This is a genomic window from Stenotrophomonas maltophilia group sp. RNC7, from assembly GCF_030910085.1.
Taxonomy (GTDB): Bacteria; Pseudomonadota; Gammaproteobacteria; order Xanthomonadales; family Xanthomonadaceae; genus Stenotrophomonas; species Stenotrophomonas sepilia.
The window spans coordinates 13,241-31,088 of sequence record NZ_JAVFVN010000193.1 but is presented as its reverse complement, the minus strand read 5'-3'; the positions used below and the strand labels follow the sequence as shown (position 1 = coordinate 31,088).

Genomic DNA, 17,848 nt, shown 5'->3' with positions numbered 1-17,848 from the left:
GCAGGGGGCTCAGCGGCCCTTCTTCTTCTTGTCCTTCGGCAGATTGCGGCCGAACTGGCGCACGGTCTGCTGGGCCAGGGCCTTGTCGTTGCCCGGGAAGTAATCGCCTTCCCAGCGGGTCACGGTGTCATTCTCGAAGAACACCACGAAGTTCTTCACTTCGGTACGGCCCAAGCGGTTCACGCGCTGGCTGGAGGTGTAGTCCCAGCGCTGGGCGTGGAACGGGTCGGGAATGGACGGGGTGCCCAGCAGCGCGGTGACCTGCTGCTTGCTCTGCCCGACCTGCAGCTTGGCCACGGCATCTTCCCGGATCAGGTTGCCCTGATAGATGGGTTGCTTGTAGATGATGCCGCACCCGGTGGTGGACAGGGCGACGGCGGCGACCAACAGGAGATTGCGCATCGGGACTGGCGGTTGGGGAAATCAAACCGATGATACACTCCCGGCGTGCCACCGCGACCCAATCCGAGGCAGCTGGCGCTAAATCGCCAATGAACGGAGACCTATGGAAACCCACGACCTGCGTAAAGTCGGCCTGAAGGTGACCCATCCGCGGATGCGGATCCTGGCGCTGCTCGAGCAGCGCAATGCCCAGCACCACATGACCGCCGAAGACATCTACCGCCAGCTGCTGGAGCATGGCGACGAGATCGGCCTGGCCACGGTGTACCGGGTGCTGACCCAGTTCGAGGCCGCCGGCCTCGTGCTCAAGCACAATTTCGAGGGCGGCCAGGCGGTCTACGAACTGGACCGTGGCGGCCACCACGACCACATGGTCGACGTGGACAGTGGCAAGATCATCGAGTTCGAAAGCCACGAGATCGAGGAGCTGCAGCGCAAGATCGCCGCAGACCATGGCTACGAGCTGGAAGAGCACTCGCTGGTGCTGTACGTGCGCAAGAAGCGCAAGTAAGCCGTTCCGGCCAGCTGGATGCGACGAAACCCCGGGCCTGCCCGGGGTTTTTCGTTGCTTACGGTAGATCCACGCCATGCGTGGATGGCCCCATGAGCACCTCAAGATCGACCGCCTCAGCCATGGCCCGGTTGCCGGCATCACCCGGGTGGAGGTGGTCGCCGGAGTCGTAGGCGGCGGCCATCCGTGAGGGATCGGCCGGGTCGCGCAGCGCCGCGTCCAGGTCGATCACTGCGTCGAACGGGCTGTCCGTGCGCAGCCAGGCATTGATCCGCTGGCGCAGGCCATCCTTGTCCGGGTGGTAGTAGTCGTCCAGTGGCGTGCCGGGCAGGGCGTCGGCAAACGGCGGCAGGGTGGCGCCAATGATCCGCACGCCACGGTGGCGGGCCTGTTCTGCCAGCGCGCGATACCCTGCCTGCAGTTCGGCCAGCGTGGGCCGGGCCTGGTTCCGGGCGAATGCGGTACCTGGCCAGCTGATGTCATTGATGCCGATCAGCACGATCACACTGGATACCGCAGGCTGGTCCAGCGCGTCGCGCCGGAAGCGGACCAGGGCGGATTCACCCATGCCGTCGCGCAGCAGCCGCCCCCCGGAAATGCCGGCGTTCACCACGGCTATGCCCCGCGCTGCCAGGCGCGCGGCCAGATGATCGGTCCAGCGCTGGTCCTGGTCGAGGCTGGCGGTGGCACCGTCGGTGATCGAATCCCCGATCACCACCACGCTGCGCGCGTCGGCGCCGGCCTCGACGTCAATTCCGGTCAGCAGCAGGCGGGCGGTGGTGCTGCTGGCTGCGCTCAGGTCCTGGGCCCGGCTCTGGTCGCCGGGGGCGATCCAACTGGTCTGGCGGCCTTCCCAATGGAACGTCTGAACGGTTGCCGGCCCCGGCACAAAGACGCTGACCTGCACTGCCTGGCGGTCATCCGTGGCCAGCGGGAGCGGATCGCTCAGCTGTTCCTGACCGGGCCCGATCAACACCCCGGGCTGGCCGCCGAAGCTGAGCGGTTGCGGGATGGCGCCCGCGCGTGCGGCCACGCTGGCTGCTCCGATCCGCAGCGGCTGGGTGCCGTAGGCATTGCTCAGCCGCACCCGCAGCCGCGGGCCGCCCAGGCTGATGCGCGCCGTTTGGCGGAAGGTATGGTCCTGCAGTGTGGCCGGGACCAGGGTCGGGAACAGGAAATCCGCGTTCCAGACCGGCTGCGGGCTGGCCTGCCAGCTGGCGACCCAGTGCGGGGCGGATGCGGCACTGGCGGCGCCGGACACGGCGAGCAGGGCGGTGGCGGTGAGCTGGCTCAAGCGGTTCATCGGGCAGTCCCGAGTGGAGGGACCGCCATGGTGATTCCGTGCTTATCTGTGAACTAGACTGCGCATGGACAATCATCTGTGAACTGGATTCATTGCCATGGCGCGACCTGACATCAACCGATCCGGCGAACTGGAAGTGTTCGTGCGCGTGATCGAGACCGGTGGCTTCTCCGCCGCCGCCCGAACGCTGGACATGACCCCGTCGGCGGTGAGCAAGCTGGTGGCGCGGCTGGAGCAACGGTTGGGCACGCGCCTGCTGCAACGCTCCACCCGCCAGCTGCAGCTGACCCCGGAAGGCTGCGCGTTCTACGAGCGTGGCCTGCGCGTGCTGGCCGACCTGGAGGAGGCCGAGCGTTGTGCCAGCGCCCATGCCGAGCCGCGCGGGCGGCTGCGGGTCAACTCCAACGTGCCGTTTGGCCGCCATTTCCTGTTGCCGCTGCTGCCGGCGTTCCTTGAGCGTAACCCGCAGGTGGGCGTGGACCTGACCCTCAACGACGAGGTGATCGACCTGCTGGAGCAGCGCACCGACGTGGCAGTGCGGGCCGGGCCGCTGAAGAGCTCCAGTCTGGTGGCGCGACGGCTGGGCGCGACGCGGATGATGATCGTGGCTGCACCGGCCTACGCGCAGCGGCACGGGCTGCCACGCACTGCCGAGGAGCTGCAGTCGCACAACCGGCTGGACATCGGCCACGCGCGTGCGATGCAGGGGTGGCCGTTGCTGCAGGAGGGGCGCGAGCGGATGCTGCTGCCCAGTGGCAATGCCCGCGCCAGCAACGGCGATGCGCTGCGCCAGCTGGTGCTGGGCGGGCTGGGCATGGCGCGGCTGGCGGCATTCCAGGTGCAGGAGGACATTGCTGCCGGGCGCTTGCTGCCGGTGCTGGAAGAGGCCAATCCCGGCGACCTGGAAGAGGTGCACGCGGTGTTCCTGGGGCAGGGCGGTTACCTGCCGCTGCGGGTGCGCGCGTTCCTCGATTTCCTGGTGGAGAACGTCGACCTGACGCAGCCACGGGGGTAATGCCGGCCGCTGGGGTGAGCTGTGCCACGCTGGTGCGCGGAAGCCGAGCATGGGCTCGGCGCTACACGTCGGTTCGTTCGGGAAATCCTGTAGAGCCGAGCCCGCGCTCGGCTCCGCCGGCCTCAGGCCTGCAGCAGCTTGCGGGCGGCGGCGCGCGCTTCCTTGCTCACTTCCACACCGCCGAGCATGCGCGCCAGCTCTTCCTCGCGCGCCTTGTTGTCCAGCTTTTCCACTGCGCTCTGGGTCATGCCTTCCACCGGGGCCTTGCTGACCCGGTAATGGGCATGGCCCTTGGAAGCGACCTGCGGCAGGTGGGTCACGCACAGTACCTGGCGCTTCTCGCCGAGCGCGCGCAGCTTCTGGCCGACGATGTCAGCCACCGCGCCGCCGATGCCGGAGTCGACCTCGTCAAACACCATGGTTGGCACTGCATCCAGGTCCAGCGCGGCCACTTCAATGGCCAGCGAGATGCGTGACAGTTCACCGCCCGAGGCCACCTTGCGCAGGGCGCGCGGCGGCTGGCCGGCGTTGGCCGCCACCAGGAACTCGACGCGCTCGGCACCCTGCGGGTCGGGCTTGCCGCTGTCCTGTGGCTCCAGTTCGATCAGGAACTGGCCGCCGCCCATGCCGAGCTCGGCGATGATGCCGGTGGTGGTGGCCGACAGTTCGGCAGCGGCGCTGCGGCGGCTGGCGGTCAGCACTTCAGCCCGCACGCGCCAGGCGGCGGCGGCCTTGTCGATCTCGCCGGCCAGGCGCTGCAGGCGCTCGTCGGCGCCACGCAGCTGCTCCACTTCGGCATGCATGCGCTCGCGCTGCGCGCCCAGTTCGTCCATCGGCACGCGGTGCTTGCGGGCCAGGTCGTGCAGGCGGCCGAGGCGGCGCTCGTTCTCCTCGAACTGTTCCGGGTCGGCGTCGAGATCGTCATGCACGCGGTCCAGCAGCGACAGGGCCTCGTGCAACTGGATCGAGGCGTTCTCGATCAGGCCGTCCACCTCGCCCAGCCGCGGGTCGTGTTCGATCAGGCGCGACAGCTCGTGGCGCACCTGCTGCAGCAGGTCCAGCGCGGAGCTGCCGTCATCGCCGTTGAGCTGGTTGCTGGCGGCCTGGCAGGCGCTCAGCAGGGCGCTGGCATGCGCCTGGCGGCGGTGGCTGGCGCCCAGTGCGGCAATCGATTCCGGTTCCAGGTCCTCGCGGTCCAGTTCGCGCAGCTGGTGCTCGAGGAAGCCGATCCGGTCACTGACGTCGCCCTGTTGTGACAGCGCCAGCGATTCATCGACCAGTGCCTGCCAGGCGGCGGCGGCGCGGCGCACCTGGCGGCGTTCTTCCTCGTTGCCGGCGTAGGCATCCAACAGGGCCAGCTGCGACGGGCGCGCCAGCAGCGCCTGCTGTTCATGCTGGCCGTGGATCTCCACCAGCAGCGAGGCCAGGTCGCCCAGCTGTGCCAGCGTCACCGGGCGGCCATTGATCCAGGCCCGCGAGCCGCCGTCGGCGCGGATCACGCGGCGCAGCTGGCATTGGTCCTCGTCGTCCAGCTCGTTGTCGGCCAGCCACTGGCGCGCAGCCTGAAGCTGGTCCAGCACGAACTCGGCGGAAAGCTCGGCGCGGGCGGCGCCATGGCGGACCACGCCGCTGTCGGCGCGCAGGCCGGACAGGAAGCCCAGCGCGTCGACCATCAGCGACTTGCCGGCGCCGGTCTCGCCTGAAACCACGGTCATGCCTGGCCCGAACTCCAGTTCGGTGGCGCGGACGACGGCGAAATCCTTGATCGAAAGATGTCTGAGCATGGGTAAGGGGGTGTCAGCAGCCGCGCAACGCTAGCACGCGGGCGCGGGAGGTCCAATGACTTGCCAAGGCGATGCGCCGCCATTATCTAGTGTCCGTGTCTCACAGGTTGATTCCATGCACGGTTCTCCCGACCAGCTTGCCCCGCGTGCGCGCCACCTGCTGCGCACGCTGATCGCGCGATACATCCAGGACGGCGAGCCGGTCGGCTCGCAGACGCTGGCGCGCGTGGCCGGCCTGGAGGTCAGCCCGGCCACCATCCGCAACATCCTGGGCGACCTGGAGGATCTGGGCCTGCTGGCCTCGCCACATACCTCGGCCGGCCGCGTCCCGACCGCGCATGGCTATCGGGTGTTCGTCGACAGCCTGCTGCAGATGCAGCCGCCGGGCGAGGGCGAGCTGGCCCGGTTGCGCCAGGAGCTGGCCGGCGGCGGCAGTACCCAGGCCCTGCTCGGCAGCGCCTCGGAGCTGCTGTCGGCGATGAGCCACTTCGTCGGCGTGGTCAGCGCACCGCGGCGCGAGCAGTTCGCCTTCCGCCAGATCGATTTCGTGGCGCTGGACGGGCGCCGGGTGCTGGCGATCCTGGTATTTGCCGACAACGAGGTGCAGAACCGGGTGATCGAGACCCGGCAGGAGTTTGCGCCGGGCCAGCTGGAGCAGGTCGCCAACTACCTCAATGCGCATTTCGCCGGCCTGCCGATGGCCGAGATCCGTACCCGCCTGCTGCTGGAGCTGCGCGACGCCCGGTCCGAACTGGAGCAGTTGCTGGCCCACAGCATCGAACTGGCCGAGCAGGCCCTGCAGCCGGCGGCCGACGACATGCTGGTGGCCGGGCAGACCCGCTTGATGGGCGTGCAGGACCTGTCCGACCTGGAGCGCCTGCGCGAACTGTTCGAGCTGTTCTCCAGCAAGCGCGAGATCCTGCAGCTGCTGGAGCGGACCATCCAGGCGCCGGGGGTGCGCATCTTCATCGGCGAAGAGACCGGAATGATGCCGCTGCAGGGCGTCTCGCTGGTCACCGCCCCGTATACCGCCAATGGCCAGGTGCTGGGCGTGCTGGGCGTGATCGGTCCCAAGCGGATGGCCTACGACCGGGTGATCCCGCTGGTCCAGGCCACCGCCGATGTGCTTGGCGCGGCCTTTTCGCCGGCCGGACGCACGCCGGGAACATCCGACGCTTGAAACGCAGCATCCCGCCCACACTAGGGTGGGTGGAGGCGGAGAGTGACCGCCAGGGACCCAGACATGAACCACGAACATCCAGATATCGAATCCCAGCAGAGTGCCGCCGATGCGGCTGCCACCGCCGGCGTCAACGACGAAGTCGAGCGTCTGCGCGCCGAAGTCGAGCAGGTCAAGGCCGATGCGCTGCGTGAGCGCGCCGACCTGGAAAACCAGCGCAAGCGCGTTGCCCGTGACATCGAGCAGGCCCGCAAGTTCGCCAACGAGAAGCTGCTGGGTGAGCTGTTGCCGGTGTTCGACAGCCTGGATGCCGGCCTGAAGGCCGCCGGCGACGACCCGCACCCGCTGCGCGAAGGCCTGGAGCTGACCTACAAGCAGCTGCTCAAGGTCGCTGCCGACAACGGCCTGGTCCTGCTGGACCCGATCGGCCAGCCGTTCAACCCGGAGCACCACCAGGCCATCAGCCAGGCGCCGACCCCGGGCGCTGCCCCGGGCAGCGTGGTGACCGTGTTCCAGAAGGGCTACCTGCTCAACGAGCGCCTGCTGCGGCCGGCGCTGGTGGTGGTGGCCGCCGACTGACCCTGCCGGGCCGGGCGGCGGGAATGACCTGCGACCCGGCCCGACGCTGAACGCGCCGGGCGACCGGAAACACAGCGTTCGGGAGGTGGCTTGAATGTTCCACGGGCCTCCCCCACATCGTATTCATCCACCGGCCGAACGGCCGGACTGACCCCAACAAGCATCCTCAGGAGTCTCCCCCATGGGCAAGATCATTGGTATCGACCTCGGCACCACCAACTCGTGCGTGGCGATCATGGACGGCGGCAAGGCCCGCGTCATCGAGAATTCGGAAGGCGATCGCACCACCCCGTCGATCGTCGCCTACACCAAGGACGGCGAAGTCCTGGTCGGTGCCTCGGCCAAGCGCCAGGCCGTGACCAACCCGAAGAACACCTTCTACGCGGTGAAGCGCCTGATCGGCCGCAAGTTCACCGACGGTGAGGTGCAGAAGGACATTGCCCACGTCCCGTACAGCATCCTCGCCCATGACAATGGCGATGCCTGGGTCGCCACCAGCGACGGCAAGAAGATGGCCCCGCAGGAAATCTCGGCCAAGGTGCTGGAGAAGATGAAGAAGACCGCCGAGGACTTCCTCGGTGAGAAGGTCACCGAAGCGGTCATCACCGTGCCGGCCTACTTCAACGACAGCCAGCGCCAGGCGACCAAGGACGCCGGTCGCATCGCCGGCCTGGACGTCAAGCGCATCATCAACGAGCCGACCGCGGCTGCGCTGGCCTACGGCCTGGACAAGGGCGACAACAAGGATCGCAAGATCGTGGTGTACGACCTGGGCGGCGGCACCTTCGACGTCTCGGTGATCGAGATCGCCAATGTCGACGGCGAGAAGCAGTTCGAAGTGCTGGCCACCAACGGCGACACCTTCCTGGGTGGCGAAGACTTCGACAACCGCGTCATCGAGTACCTGGTTGAAGAATTCAACAAGGACCAGGGCATCGACCTGCGCAAGGATCCGCTGGCCCTGCAGCGCCTGAAGGATGCTGCCGAGCGCGCCAAGATCGAGCTGTCCAGCGCCCAGCAGACCGAAGTGAACCTGCCGTACGTCACCGCTGACGCGTCGGGTCCGAAGCACCTGAACATCAAGCTGACCCGCGCCAAGCTGGAAGCACTGGTGGACGACCTGATCAAGAAGTCGATCGAGCCGTGCCGCGTCGCCCTGAACGATGCCGGCCTGCGTTCGAGCGACATCAGCGAAGTGATCCTGGTCGGCGGCCAGACCCGCATGCCGAAGGTGCAGCAGGCGGTGACCGAGTTCTTCGGCAAGGAACCGCGCAAGGACGTCAACCCGGACGAAGCCGTGGCACTGGGTGCGGCGATCCAGGGCGGCGTGCTGGGCGGCGACGTCAAGGACGTGCTGCTGCTGGACGTGACCCCGCTGTCGCTGGGTATCGAAACCATGGGTGGCGTGTTCACCAAGATCATCGAGAAGAACACCACCATCCCGACCAAGGCCTCGCAGGTGTTCTCCACCGCCGAGGACAACCAGTCGGCCGTGACCGTGCACGTGCTGCAGGGTGAGCGCGAACAGGCCCGCTTCAACAAGTCGCTGGCCAAGTTCGACCTGTCCGGCATCGAGCCGGCCCCGCGTGGCCTGCCGCAGGTGGAAGTGTCCTTCGACATCGACGCCAACGGCATCCTGCACGTGTCGGCCAAGGACAAGAAGACCAACAAGGAGCAGAAGGTCGAGATCAAGGCCGGTTCGGGCCTGTCCGAGGAAGAGATCGCGCGCATGGTTGCCGACGCGGAAGCCAACCGCGAAGAAGACAAGAAGTTCCAGGAACTGGTGCAGGCCCGCAACCAGGCCGACGCCCTGATCCACGGCACCCGCAGCGCCATCACCGAGCACGGCAGCAAGGTCGGCGGCGATGTCATCGGCAAGGTCGAGGCGGCGCTGGCCGACCTGGAAACCGCGATGAAGGGCGACGACAAGGCACAGATCGAAGCCAAGTCGAAGGCACTGGAAGAAGCTGGCCAGTCGCTGTTCGCCGCTGCTTCGGCCGACCAGGGCGGTGCCCCGGGGGCCGACGCCGGCAATGCCGGCAAGGCGCAGGATGACGTGGTCGACGCTGAGTTCACCGAAGTCAAGGACGACAAGAAGTCCTGATCCGGACCGACGCGGGACGCTGGCCACCAGCGTCCCGTTGTCGCATCAGGGTCCTGACCGCCCACCGGCGTGTCGGGGCGCCCGACGCAAGAGCGGACCTGGTTCCGCTCTTCCGCTTTGACGAATCCCGACTTTCCGGAACCCGATTCACGATATGAGCAAGCGCGATTACTACGAAGTGCTGGGCGTTGCCCGCACCGCCACCGACGACGAGCTGAAGAAGGCGTACCGTCGCTGCGCGATGAAGTTCCATCCGGACCGCAACCCGGGTGATGCGGCGGCCGAGGCCTCCTTCAAGGAGTGCAAGGAAGCCTACGAAGTGCTGTCCGACGGCAACAAGCGCCGCATGTACGACAGCCACGGCCACGCCGCGTTCGAGCACGGCATGGGCGGCGGCGGCCCGGGTGGCCCGGACATGAACGATATCTTCGGCGATATCTTCGGCAACATCTTTGGCGGGGGCGGCGGTGGCCCGCGCCAGGCCCGTCGCGGCGCCGATATCGGCTACGTGATGGAGCTGGACCTGGAAGAAGCCGTGCGCGGCGTCGAGCGCCGCATCGAGATTCCGACCCTGGCCGAGTGCAGCGACTGCGATGGCAGTGGCTCCGAGGACGGCAAGGTCGAGACCTGCAATGTGTGCCATGGCCGCGGCCAGGTGCGCATCCAGCGCGGCATCTTCGCCATGCAGCAGGCCTGCCACAACTGCGGCGGCCGAGGCCAGATCATCGCCAAGCCCTGCAAGACCTGCCACGGCAACGGCCGCGTCGAGGAAGACAAGGTGCTGTCGGTGAAGGTGCCGGCGGGCGTCGATACCGGTGACCGCATCCGCCTGCAGGGCGAGGGTGAAGCCGGGCCGGCCGGTACGCCGCCGGGCGACCTGTACGTGGAAGTGCGCGTGCGCGAGCATGCGATCTTCCAGCGCGATGGCGACGACCTGCACTGCGAAGTGCCGATCCGCATCTCGCAGGCGGCACTGGGTGACACCGTGCGCGTGGCTACCCTCGGCGGCGAAGCGGAGATCCGCATTCCGGCCGAGACCCAGACTGGAAAGCTGTTCCGCCTGCGCGGCAAGGGTGTGCGTTCGGTGCGCAGCCGCAGCGAAGGCGACCTGTATTGCCGCGTGGTGGTGGAGACTCCGGTCAACCTCACCACCGAACAGCGCAAGCTGCTGGAGCAGTTCGAAGCCACCTTCGTCGGCGAGGAAGCGCGCAAGCATTCGCCGAAGTCGGCCACCTTCATCGACGGCGTGAAGGGCTTCTGGGACCGGATGACGTCCTGAGTTTTTCAACCGGAGCGTTGAGCGGAAGCGCCGGGCCATGCCCGGCGTTCTCGTTTGCGATCCGCGATGGTTTCCGCCGGGCATGCGCCGCGATGGTGGATCCACGCCATGCGTGGACGGCGTTACCGAAAAAACGCCGCAGGTGTCTGCCCCAGCTGGCGCTTGAACATGCTGGTGAACGCGCTGGGGCTGTCGTAGCCCGTCGCCAGCGCGACATCGATGACCTTGTCGCCGACCGCCAGCCGTTCCATCGCGGCCAGCAGCCGTGCCTGCTGCCGCCACTGGCCGAAGGTCATGCCCAGCTCGTTGGCGAAATGCCGCTGGATGGTTTTCACGTCCACCTCCAGCGCCTGCGCCCAGTCCTGCAGCGTGGCGTCATCGCCCGGGTGCTTCTGCAGGTGCAGGCAGATCCTCTGCAGGCGCGGGTCGGTTGGCGCGGGCAGGTGCAACGGCAGCACGTCCATGCGGTGCAGCTCATCCAGCAGCAGGCGGACCACGCGGCCATCGCGGCTGTCCTCGATGTGCTCGCCCTTGACCAGCGTGGCGGCCTGCAGCAGCTCGCGCAGCAGGGGCGAGACCTGCACCGCGAACGGTTCGGCGGGCAACTGCGGGGCGAACGACGGGTCGATGTACAGGCTGCGCATGTGCACGGCGGCGATGCAGTCCACCGCGTGCACCATGCCGGCCGGCATCCAGATCGCGCGGTTCGAGGGCACCACCCAGCGGCCGACTTCCGAGCGCACCACCATCAGGCCGGAGATGGCGTAGACCAGCTGGTGGCGCTGGTGCTTGTGCCCGGGAATGTGGGTACCTACCGGGTACTGGGTAACCCGATAGGTGACCGGGCGATGCAGTGGAACCTCCCGCCAGGGCGCGGCCGGATCGACGTCACTGGCAATGTCCTTTTTGCGATAGGGCATGACCTGAACGCGGCAGAAGGGAGGGAGGGGCAACCGTAGCATGCGTGGCTCGCCCCCAACCTGACTGCGTCCATGTCGACCCTGGCTTCTCCCGCAACGACCTCACGCCCGGCGGCCCCCGGCGTGCTGGCCGCCATTTCCACCTCGCACGTCGTCAACGACATGATGCAGTCGCTGATCCTGGCCATCTATCCGGTGATCAAGGGCGGCTTCAATCTCAGCTTCACCCAGATCGGCCTGATCACGTTGACCTACCAGCTCACTGCGTCGATCTTCCAGCCGTTGATCGGTGTAGCCACCGACCGCCGCCCGGCACCGTATTCGCTGCCGATCGGCATGGCTTCGACCCTGTGCGGGATGCTGTTGCTCGGCTTCGCACCGAACTACGCGATGGTGCTGCTGGCAGCGGCAATGGTCGGCATCGGCTCGGCGATCTTCCATCCGGAGGCCTCGCGCATCGCGCGGCTCGCCTCGGGCGGCCGTCATGGCTTCGCGCAGTCGGTGTTCCAGGTGGGGGGCAATTTCGGTACCGCGTTGGGCCCCCTGATTGCGGCGGCAGTGATCGTGCCGTACGGCCAGCATGCCGCGTCGTGGTTCGCAGGCGCGGCCCTGATCGGCATCGCATTGCTGACCTATGTCGGCCGCTGGTACGCGCTGCATCTGGGCACGCCGCGCCCAGCCAGTACCGCCTCGATGGCGCCGCGCCATCCACCACGCACGGTGGCCAAGGTGCTGGCGATCCTGCTGGTGCTGATCTTCAGCAAGTACTTCTACATGGCCAGCATCGGCAGCTACTTCACCTTCTACCTGATCCACCATTTCGGCATTCCGGTGGCGCAGGCGCAGCTGCACCTGTTCGCGTTCCTGGTGGCGTCCGCCGCTGGCGGCTTCCTCGGCGGCCCGTTGGGTGACCGGATCGGCCGCAAGCCGATCATCTGGACCTCGATCCTCGGCGTGGCGCCGTTTGCGTTGATGCTGCCGCATGCCGACCTGTTGTGGACGACGGTGCTCGCGGTGCTGATCGGCTTCGTGCTGTCTTCGGCGTTCTCGGCGATCGTGGTCTATGCGCAGGAGATGATGCCGCACCGCATCGGCATGGTGTCCGGCCTGTTCTTCGGTTTCGCGTTTGGCATGGGCGGACTGGGTGCCGCCGTGCTCGGCCTGTTGGCGGACAGGACCAGCATCGAGTACGTCTACCAGTTGACCGCGTTCCTGCCGTTGCTGGGCATCGTGGCGGCGTGGCTGCCGCCGTCGCGGCCTGCTGCTCACTGAGGGGGTTTGGTTTGCAGGGCTTGCAGCCCTGCACCCGCAGAGGCAACGGCAACAGACGAAGCGCGCTATCCGTGGATTGGCGGGGTGGGTCCGGTTGCGGGGGACGCCGTGAATACGTCCCTGTAGGCTCGGTCGCGCCATCCATGGCGCTCACGCCCCCGCAACCGGACCCACCCCGCCTTCGACAGTTTCCTGCGATTTGTCGGAACGGTGTACTGCTCTGGTCGGTGTCGATCTTGGTCGACACGGTAGATAAATGCCATGCGTGGATGAATTCATTCGATATCTGACAGATGTGTCGACCAAGGTCGACACCCACCAACAGCCGCAGTTACCAACAGCCGCGTGAACCTGTCGAAGGCGGGGCGGTGTCGGAGTGCGGGGTGTCAGCCGCATGGATGCGGCTGCCAAGCCTACACGGACGTACTTGCGGCGTCCCCGCATTCCGACACCGCCCCGCCACCCCACGGATAGCTCGCTTTTGCCGTTGCCGTTGCTTGCAGCTTCGGCAGGTGCAGGGCTGCAAGCCCTGCCGAAAACCCCCTTGGGCGTAGAATGCGGCCATGAGCGAATCCCTTGATAACCACCTGGTCCACGGCCGCCGCCAGCGGCCCGACGGCCCGTCGCCGATCGATGTCATCTCGGTCCAGTCGCAACTTGTCTACGGCCACGCCGGCAACAGCGCTGCCGTACCGCCGATGCGCGCGCTGGGCGTGCGTGTGGCAAGCATTCCGACGGTGCTTCTCAGCAACGCGCCGTTCTACGACACCACGCGTGGCCGCGTGCTGCCGGCCGACTGGTTCGCCGACCTGCTGCTGGGCACCCACGAACGCGGCCTGCCGCAGCGGGCGAAGATGCTGGTTTCCGGCTACTTCGGCAGCACCGCCAACGGTGCCGCCTTCGCAGACTGGCTGGACGACATCCTGCCGGGCTGCCCGCAGCTGCGCTATTGCCTGGACCCGGTGATTGGTGACACGCACACCGGCCCCTACGTGGAACCCGGGCTGGAAGCGATCTTCGCCGAGCGCCTGCTGCCGCATGCCTGGCTGGTGACGCCGAACGCTTTCGAACTGAATCGCCTGACCGGCATGCCGGCGCTGGCCGAGGCCGATGCCCTCGCCGCCGCGCGCACGCTGCTGGATCGCGGCCCGCATTGGGTGATCGCGCACAGCGTGGGCGGCACCCCGGGTGAACTGGTGACCCTGGCCGTCGGCCGCGAGGAAACCTGGCGCTGGACCTCGCCGCTGCTGCCGGTGGACGTGGCGGGTACCGGCGATGTGCTGATGTCGCTGGTGGTGTCGTTCCTGCTGCGCGGCGAATCGATGCAGCAGGCGATTTCGCGTGCGATTGCCGGCACCCATGCGGCGCTGGAGGCGACCCTGGACAACGGCTTCGAGGAATTCGACGTGGTCGCCGCCGCGCCGGCGGCGCTGGCCGAAGGAATGCGCTTCCGCGCCGAACGCGTGGCATGAGCGGCCTGGACCCACGCACGCCGCGCACGGTCGGCATCGTCGGCAGCGCTGGCGCCTACGGGCGCTGGCTGACCCGCTTCTTCCAGCAGCACCTGCAGCTGCAGGTGATCGGCCACGATCCGGCCGACCCAGGTTCGCACACGCCGGAACACCTGCTGGCGCAGGCCGATGTGCTGGTGTTCTCGGCACCGATCCGGCACACCCCGGCGTTGATCGCCGAGTACGTGCGACAATCGGCGGGCCGCGAGCAGGGCAGGCTGTGGCTGGATGTGACCTCGGTAAAGGAGGCGCCGGTGCAGGCGATGCTGGCCTCGCAGGCAGAAGTGGTCGGCCTGCACCCGATGACCGCGCCGCCCAAGGCGCCGACCCTGAAGGGCAGGGTGATGGTGGTCTGCGAAGCGCGGCTGCAGCTCTGGCAGGCGTGGGTCGATACGCTGTGCGCCGCGCTGCAGGCCGAGTGCGTGCGGGCCACGCCGCAGCACCACGACCAGATGATGGCGCTGGTGCAGGCGATGGTGCATGCCACCCATCTGGCCCAGGCCGGCGTGTTGCGCCAGTACCAGCCGCAGCTGGGCGATCTGGCTGCGATGATGCCGTACCGTTCGGCATCGTTCGAGCTGGATACGGCGATCATTTCGCGCATCCTGTCGCTCAACCCGGCAATCTACGAAGACATCCAGTTCGGCAACCCGTATGTGGCGCCGATGCTGGAGCGGCTGGTGGGCCAGCTGCAGGCCCTGCAGGCGCAGGTCGGGCAGGGGGACGACCGTGCACGTGATGCCTTCCGCGAGCAGCTGCTGTCGGCCAATCGCAGTGCTTTCGGTGAGCAGGCGCTGGCGGACGGTAACTATACGTTCGAACGCGTGGGCTATCTGCTGGCCGATCTGACCGAGCGCAACGCGCTGTCGGTGCACCTGCCGGAAGACCGGCCCGGCTCGCTGCGCGAGCTGCTGAACGTGTTCGAGCAGCATCGCATCAGCCTGGCCTCGATCCATTCCTCACGTACGCCCGGCGGCGAAGTGCACTTCCGCATCGGGTTCATCGCCGGCAGTGATCCGGCCGCGATCACCCGGGCGGCCGCGGAAGTGGATGCCAGCGGCATCGGGCGGGTGCTCGGCTGACCACATTCATCCACAGGTGGTGTGGATGGATCCTGAGCAAATGTGTGGATAACCTCGCTCAGCCCTTGCTGGCAAAGGCTGTCAAGATGCCTGGCGAAAAATTGGCCACGCTTCTTTGTAGGGTCGAGCCATGCTCGACTGCTTTTGGCGACAAGCGTGTCGACCCAGGTCGACACCTACCAGAGCGGAGGATGGAGATCCGGTAGCGCGAGCGCGGAGCAGCACGAATGCGGTAGCGCCGGGCCATGCCCGGCGAACCTCAAATCGTCAACCGCAGTTCACCACCACTGGTGGTGAACTCGCGTCCATTGCGCACCAGCTGGCGCCCGTCATCCAGCTCATAGCGCGGCGTGGCTTCGGAGTGGTGCCCGCTGCCGTTCGCCTCGGGCTTGAATTCGATGATGATGTGGCTTTCGCCATTACTGTCGACGGCGGGGAACTGACGGAACGACATCGCGTACCTCCTTCAGCGGATGCTGCGGGTGCGCGGCCAGCTTGGTCTTGCCGATGTTAGCCGGCCGTCATCAATCGATGAACTGCAGTCGTGCCAGTTCAGCGTACAGTCCGCCTTCGGCCAGCAGCTGCGCATGGGTACCTTCGGCGACGATACGGCCCTGGTCCATCACCACGATGCGGTCGGCCTTGAGCACGGTGGCCAGGCGGTGGGCGATGACCAGCGTGGTGCGACCGGCCATCAGCCGCTCAAGTGCCTGCTGCACGCCATGCTCGCTCTGCGCATCCAGCGCGCTGGTGGCTTCGTCCAGCAGCAGGATCGGCGCATTCTTCAGCAACGCACGGGCGATCGCCACGCGCTGTTGCTGGCCACCGGACAGGCGCGCACCGCGTTCGCCCAGCTCACTGTCGTAGCCTTGCGGCAATGCCCGCAGGAAGCCATCGGCCTCTGCTGCACGTGCGGCGTCCTCGACCTCGGCGTCGCTGGCCTGCAGCCTGCCGTAGCGGATGTTGTCGCGTGCACTGGCTGCGAACAGCGTCGGCTGCTGCGGTACCAGTGCCAGCTGCGCGCGCAGCTCGGCCGGATCGACCTGGCGCACGTCGATGCCATCCACGCAGATGCGGCCGCTGGCCGGATCGTGGAAGCGCAGCAGCATCGACAGCACCGTGCTCTTGCCTGCGCCCGATGGGCCGACCAGGGCCACGGTCTCACCCGGACGCACATGCAGATTGAAGTGGTCCAGCGCGGCCTGATCCGGGCGCTGCGGGTAGTGGAACACCACGTCGTCGAACTGGATTTCGCCGCGTAGCGGTTGTGGCAGTGCGTGCGGCTGCGCCGGCGCACGGATCTCGATGTCTTCCTGCAGCAGCTCGCCGATACGGCCCATGCCACCGGCCGCACGCTGCAGCTCGTTCCACACTTCGGCCAGGGCGCCCACCGAGCCGCCGCCGATCAGCGCGTACAACACGAACTGGCCCAGCGTGCCGGCACTGAGGCGGCCGTCGATGACATCGTGCGCGCCCAGCCACAGCACGCCAACGATGGCGCCAAATACCAGCAGGATGGCGCTGGCGGTAACCAGCGATTGCGCACCGATGCGCCGGCGTGCGGCACTGATGGCATCGCCCAGCGCCTTGTCAAAGCGCCCGCGCTCATAGGGCTCGCGCGCATGCGCCTGCACCGTGCGCACGGCGCCCAGCGTCTCGCTGGCCAGGCTGTTGGCATCGGCGATGCGGTCCTGGCTGCTGCGCGCAACCGTGCGCAGCTTGCGCGCGCCGATGATGATCGGCAGCACCGCCAGCGGGATGCCGAGCAGTGACCACGCGGCCAGCCGCGGGCTGGTGACGAACAGCATCGCCAGGCTGCCGACCACGGTGACGCTGCTGCGCAGGGCGACTGACATGGTCGAGCCGACCACGCTGCGCAGCAGTTCGCTGTCGGCGGTCAGGCGCGAGACCAGTTCGCCGCTGCGGCTGCGGTCGTGGAAACCGGCGCCGAGCTGGATCAGGTGTGCGTACAGGCGGCTGCGCAGGTCGGCGACGACCTTCTCGCCCAGCAGCGACACGAAGAAGAACCGTGCGGCCGTCGCCAGCGCCAGCACCACCGCCACCAGCATCAGCAGGGCGAAGGCACGGTTGATCTGGCCACCGCTGGTGAAGCCGTGGTCGATCATCTGCTTCACGGCGGGGGGCAGGCTCAGCGTGGCGGCCGAAGAGACCGCCAGGGCCAGCAGCCAGGCGGTGAACAACCCGCTATGGCGGCGCACGAACGGCCACAACGTCCGCAGGCTGCCGAGGCGGCGCAGCGGCGGGGTCGAGGCAGGGGCGTCGTCCTTGTCAGTCATCCTGGGTGTCGTCTTGTATGCGGATACGGTCACGGGTGGCGTCGCGCAGGCGGATTTTCAATGCATCGACCTGATCGGCCGGCAATTCGGCCCGCAGGCACACGCCGTTGGCATCGAACCGTTCATCGAGCTTCCCGGCGCCGAAGGCGGGCAGGGTGGCGTGCAGGGTGCCCAGGTCCTCGAAGCCGGCCAGCAGCTGCAGCCGGGCCATCGCCACCAGGGGCAGGCGGGGGGCGGTGCGCAGGCACTCGGCGGCAGCGCCACCGTAGGCGCGCACCAGTCCACCGGCGCCCAGCTTGATGCCGCCGAACCAGCGCGTCACCACCACCATCACGCGGTCGAACCCCTGGCCATCGATCGCCGCCAGGATCGGTCGTCCGGCCGTTCCGGCGGGCTCGCCGTCGTCGCTGGAGCGGTAGTCCTGGCCGTACCGGTAGGCCCAGCAGTTGTGGGTGGCATCGGCCACCGCGACCTGCTGCAGGAACGCCATGGCCGCTGCGGCGCCTTCGATCGGCGCGGCATGGGCGATGAAACGGCTGTGTTTGACTTCCAGCGTGTGGCTGACCGGCTGGGCGAGAGTATCGAGCATTCCCGCCATTCTACGGGGTT

16 protein-coding genes are annotated in these 17,848 nt (G+C 67.6%); 9 read left to right on the top strand and 7 right to left on the bottom strand.

What is annotated here, in order from left to right:
- Positions 1 to 9 precede the first annotated feature (9 nt).
- Complete coding sequence (gene bamE / locus RCF13_RS02575; RefSeq protein ID WP_005409234.1) at positions 10 to 402, bottom strand: outer membrane protein assembly factor BamE; 393 nt, start codon at positions 400 to 402, stop codon at positions 10 to 12.
- A 103-nt stretch (positions 403 to 505) separates the two neighbouring features.
- Here bamE and fur point away from each other — a divergent pair, with 103 nt between their 5' ends.
- Positions 506 to 913, top strand: coding sequence for a ferric iron uptake transcriptional regulator (gene fur / locus RCF13_RS02570; protein ID WP_005409235.1), 408 nt, complete (start codon positions 506 to 508; stop codon positions 911 to 913).
- Positions 914 to 971: 58 nt separating this feature from the next.
- On the opposite strand, the gene RCF13_RS02565 is transcribed toward fur, so the two are convergent.
- Positions 972 to 2,216 carry an SGNH/GDSL hydrolase family protein gene (locus RCF13_RS02565; RefSeq protein ID WP_231352672.1) on the bottom strand — a complete coding sequence of 415 codons (1,245 nt, stop codon included), beginning with the start codon at positions 2,214 to 2,216 and terminating at the stop codon, positions 972 to 974.
- Positions 2,217 to 2,313: 97 nt separating this feature from the next.
- Between RCF13_RS02565 and RCF13_RS02560 the strand changes: the two genes are divergently transcribed.
- The gene (locus tag RCF13_RS02560) at positions 2,314 to 3,231 is read left to right on the top strand and encodes a LysR family transcriptional regulator (RefSeq protein ID WP_134968051.1); all 918 of its coding nucleotides are present in this window, start codon (positions 2,314 to 2,316) and stop codon (positions 3,229 to 3,231) included.
- A gap of 122 nt (positions 3,232 to 3,353) precedes the next feature.
- On the opposite strand, the gene recN is transcribed toward RCF13_RS02560, so the two are convergent.
- Positions 3,354 to 5,015, bottom strand: coding sequence for a DNA repair protein RecN (gene recN / locus RCF13_RS02555; RefSeq protein WP_231352673.1), 1,662 nt, complete (start codon positions 5,013 to 5,015; stop codon positions 3,354 to 3,356).
- A gap of 115 nt (positions 5,016 to 5,130) precedes the next feature.
- Between recN and hrcA the strand changes: the two genes are divergently transcribed.
- The 4 genes from hrcA (at position 5,131) to dnaJ (ending at position 10,157) form a co-directional block, all read left to right on the top strand.
- Complete coding sequence (gene hrcA / locus RCF13_RS02550) at positions 5,131 to 6,195, top strand: heat-inducible transcriptional repressor HrcA (protein ID WP_005416180.1); 1,065 nt, start codon at positions 5,131 to 5,133, stop codon at positions 6,193 to 6,195.
- A 63-nt stretch (positions 6,196 to 6,258) separates the two neighbouring features.
- A complete protein-coding gene (grpE, locus tag RCF13_RS02545) occupies positions 6,259 to 6,774 on the top strand; it encodes a nucleotide exchange factor GrpE (RefSeq protein ID WP_061477936.1) in 516 nt (171 codons plus the stop codon).
- A gap of 181 nt (positions 6,775 to 6,955) precedes the next feature.
- Positions 6,956 to 8,878: a molecular chaperone DnaK gene (gene dnaK, locus RCF13_RS02540; RefSeq protein ID WP_005416183.1), complete on the top strand. Its 1,923-nt coding sequence runs from the start codon at positions 6,956 to 6,958 to the stop codon at positions 8,876 to 8,878.
- Positions 8,879 to 9,032: 154 nt separating this feature from the next.
- A complete protein-coding gene (gene dnaJ / locus RCF13_RS02535; RefSeq protein ID WP_061477935.1) occupies positions 9,033 to 10,157 on the top strand; it encodes a molecular chaperone DnaJ in 1,125 nt (374 codons plus the stop codon).
- A gap of 122 nt (positions 10,158 to 10,279) precedes the next feature.
- Here the strand turns inward: dnaJ and RCF13_RS02530 are convergent, their stop codons facing one another.
- Complete coding sequence (locus RCF13_RS02530) at positions 10,280 to 11,077, bottom strand: helix-turn-helix transcriptional regulator (protein WP_061477934.1); 798 nt, start codon at positions 11,075 to 11,077, stop codon at positions 10,280 to 10,282.
- 72 nt (positions 11,078 to 11,149) lie between these two features.
- Between RCF13_RS02530 and RCF13_RS02525 the strand changes: the two genes are divergently transcribed.
- The 3 genes from RCF13_RS02525 to RCF13_RS02515 all read left to right on the top strand — a co-directional run bounded on the left by RCF13_RS02525 (position 11,150) and on the right by RCF13_RS02515 (position 14,942).
- The gene (locus RCF13_RS02525) at positions 11,150 to 12,349 is read left to right on the top strand and encodes an MFS transporter (protein WP_005416188.1); all 1,200 of its coding nucleotides are present in this window, start codon (positions 11,150 to 11,152) and stop codon (positions 12,347 to 12,349) included.
- 563 nt (positions 12,350 to 12,912) lie between these two features.
- Positions 12,913 to 13,821 carry a pyridoxal kinase gene (gene pdxY / locus RCF13_RS02520; protein WP_061477932.1) on the top strand — a complete coding sequence of 303 codons (909 nt, stop codon included), beginning with the start codon at positions 12,913 to 12,915 and terminating at the stop codon, positions 13,819 to 13,821.
- On the top strand, positions 13,818 to 14,942 hold the full coding sequence (locus tag RCF13_RS02515; protein WP_134968926.1) for a prephenate dehydrogenase: 1,125 nt from the start codon (positions 13,818 to 13,820) through the stop codon (positions 14,940 to 14,942). The genes pdxY and RCF13_RS02515 overlap by 4 nt, the downstream gene beginning before the upstream one ends.
- Positions 14,943 to 15,201: 259 nt before the next feature.
- On the opposite strand, the gene RCF13_RS02510 is transcribed toward RCF13_RS02515, so the two are convergent.
- The 3 genes from RCF13_RS02510 to RCF13_RS02500 form a co-directional block, all read right to left on the bottom strand.
- Positions 15,202 to 15,396, bottom strand: coding sequence for a hypothetical protein (locus RCF13_RS02510; protein ID WP_005416191.1), 195 nt, complete (start codon positions 15,394 to 15,396; stop codon positions 15,202 to 15,204).
- Positions 15,397 to 15,466: 70 nt separating this feature from the next.
- A complete protein-coding gene (locus tag RCF13_RS02505; protein ID WP_061477930.1) occupies positions 15,467 to 17,239 on the bottom strand; it encodes an ABC transporter transmembrane domain-containing protein in 1,773 nt (590 codons plus the stop codon).
- Positions 17,232 to 17,828: a YigZ family protein gene (locus tag RCF13_RS02500; protein ID WP_061477929.1), complete on the bottom strand. Its 597-nt coding sequence runs from the start codon at positions 17,826 to 17,828 to the stop codon at positions 17,232 to 17,234. Before RCF13_RS02500 ends, RCF13_RS02505 begins: the two co-directional genes overlap by 8 nt.
- Positions 17,829 to 17,848 lie beyond the last annotated feature (20 nt).

Bases quoted from the DNA above. Each gene is read 5' to 3' on its own strand.
- bamE (WP_005409234.1), bottom strand. From the start codon at position 402: ATGCGCAATCTCCTGTTGGTCGCCGCCGTCGCCCTGTCCACCACCGGG.
- fur (WP_005409235.1), top strand. From the start codon at position 506: ATGGAAACCCACGACCTGCGTAAAGTCGGCCTGAAGGTGACCCATCCG.
- RCF13_RS02565 (WP_231352672.1), bottom strand. From the start codon at position 2,216: ATGAACCGCTTGAGCCAGCTCACCGCCACCGCCCTGCTCGCCGTGTCC.
- RCF13_RS02560 (WP_134968051.1), top strand. From the start codon at position 2,314: ATGGCGCGACCTGACATCAACCGATCCGGCGAACTGGAAGTGTTCGTG.
- recN (WP_231352673.1), bottom strand. From the start codon at position 5,015: ATGCTCAGACATCTTTCGATCAAGGATTTCGCCGTCGTCCGCGCCACC.
- hrcA (WP_005416180.1), top strand. From the start codon at position 5,131: ATGCACGGTTCTCCCGACCAGCTTGCCCCGCGTGCGCGCCACCTGCTG.
- grpE (WP_061477936.1), top strand. From the start codon at position 6,259: ATGAACCACGAACATCCAGATATCGAATCCCAGCAGAGTGCCGCCGAT.
- dnaK (WP_005416183.1), top strand. From the start codon at position 6,956: ATGGGCAAGATCATTGGTATCGACCTCGGCACCACCAACTCGTGCGTG.
- dnaJ (WP_061477935.1), top strand. From the start codon at position 9,033: ATGAGCAAGCGCGATTACTACGAAGTGCTGGGCGTTGCCCGCACCGCC.
- RCF13_RS02530 (WP_061477934.1), bottom strand. From the start codon at position 11,077: ATGCCCTATCGCAAAAAGGACATTGCCAGTGACGTCGATCCGGCCGCG.
- RCF13_RS02525 (WP_005416188.1), top strand. From the start codon at position 11,150: ATGTCGACCCTGGCTTCTCCCGCAACGACCTCACGCCCGGCGGCCCCC.
- pdxY (WP_061477932.1), top strand. From the start codon at position 12,913: ATGAGCGAATCCCTTGATAACCACCTGGTCCACGGCCGCCGCCAGCGG.
- RCF13_RS02515 (WP_134968926.1), top strand. From the start codon at position 13,818: ATGAGCGGCCTGGACCCACGCACGCCGCGCACGGTCGGCATCGTCGGC.
- RCF13_RS02510 (WP_005416191.1), bottom strand. From the start codon at position 15,396: ATGTCGTTCCGTCAGTTCCCCGCCGTCGACAGTAATGGCGAAAGCCAC.
- RCF13_RS02505 (WP_061477930.1), bottom strand. From the start codon at position 17,239: ATGACTGACAAGGACGACGCCCCTGCCTCGACCCCGCCGCTGCGCCGC.
- RCF13_RS02500 (WP_061477929.1), bottom strand. From the start codon at position 17,828: ATGCTCGATACTCTCGCCCAGCCGGTCAGCCACACGCTGGAAGTCAAA.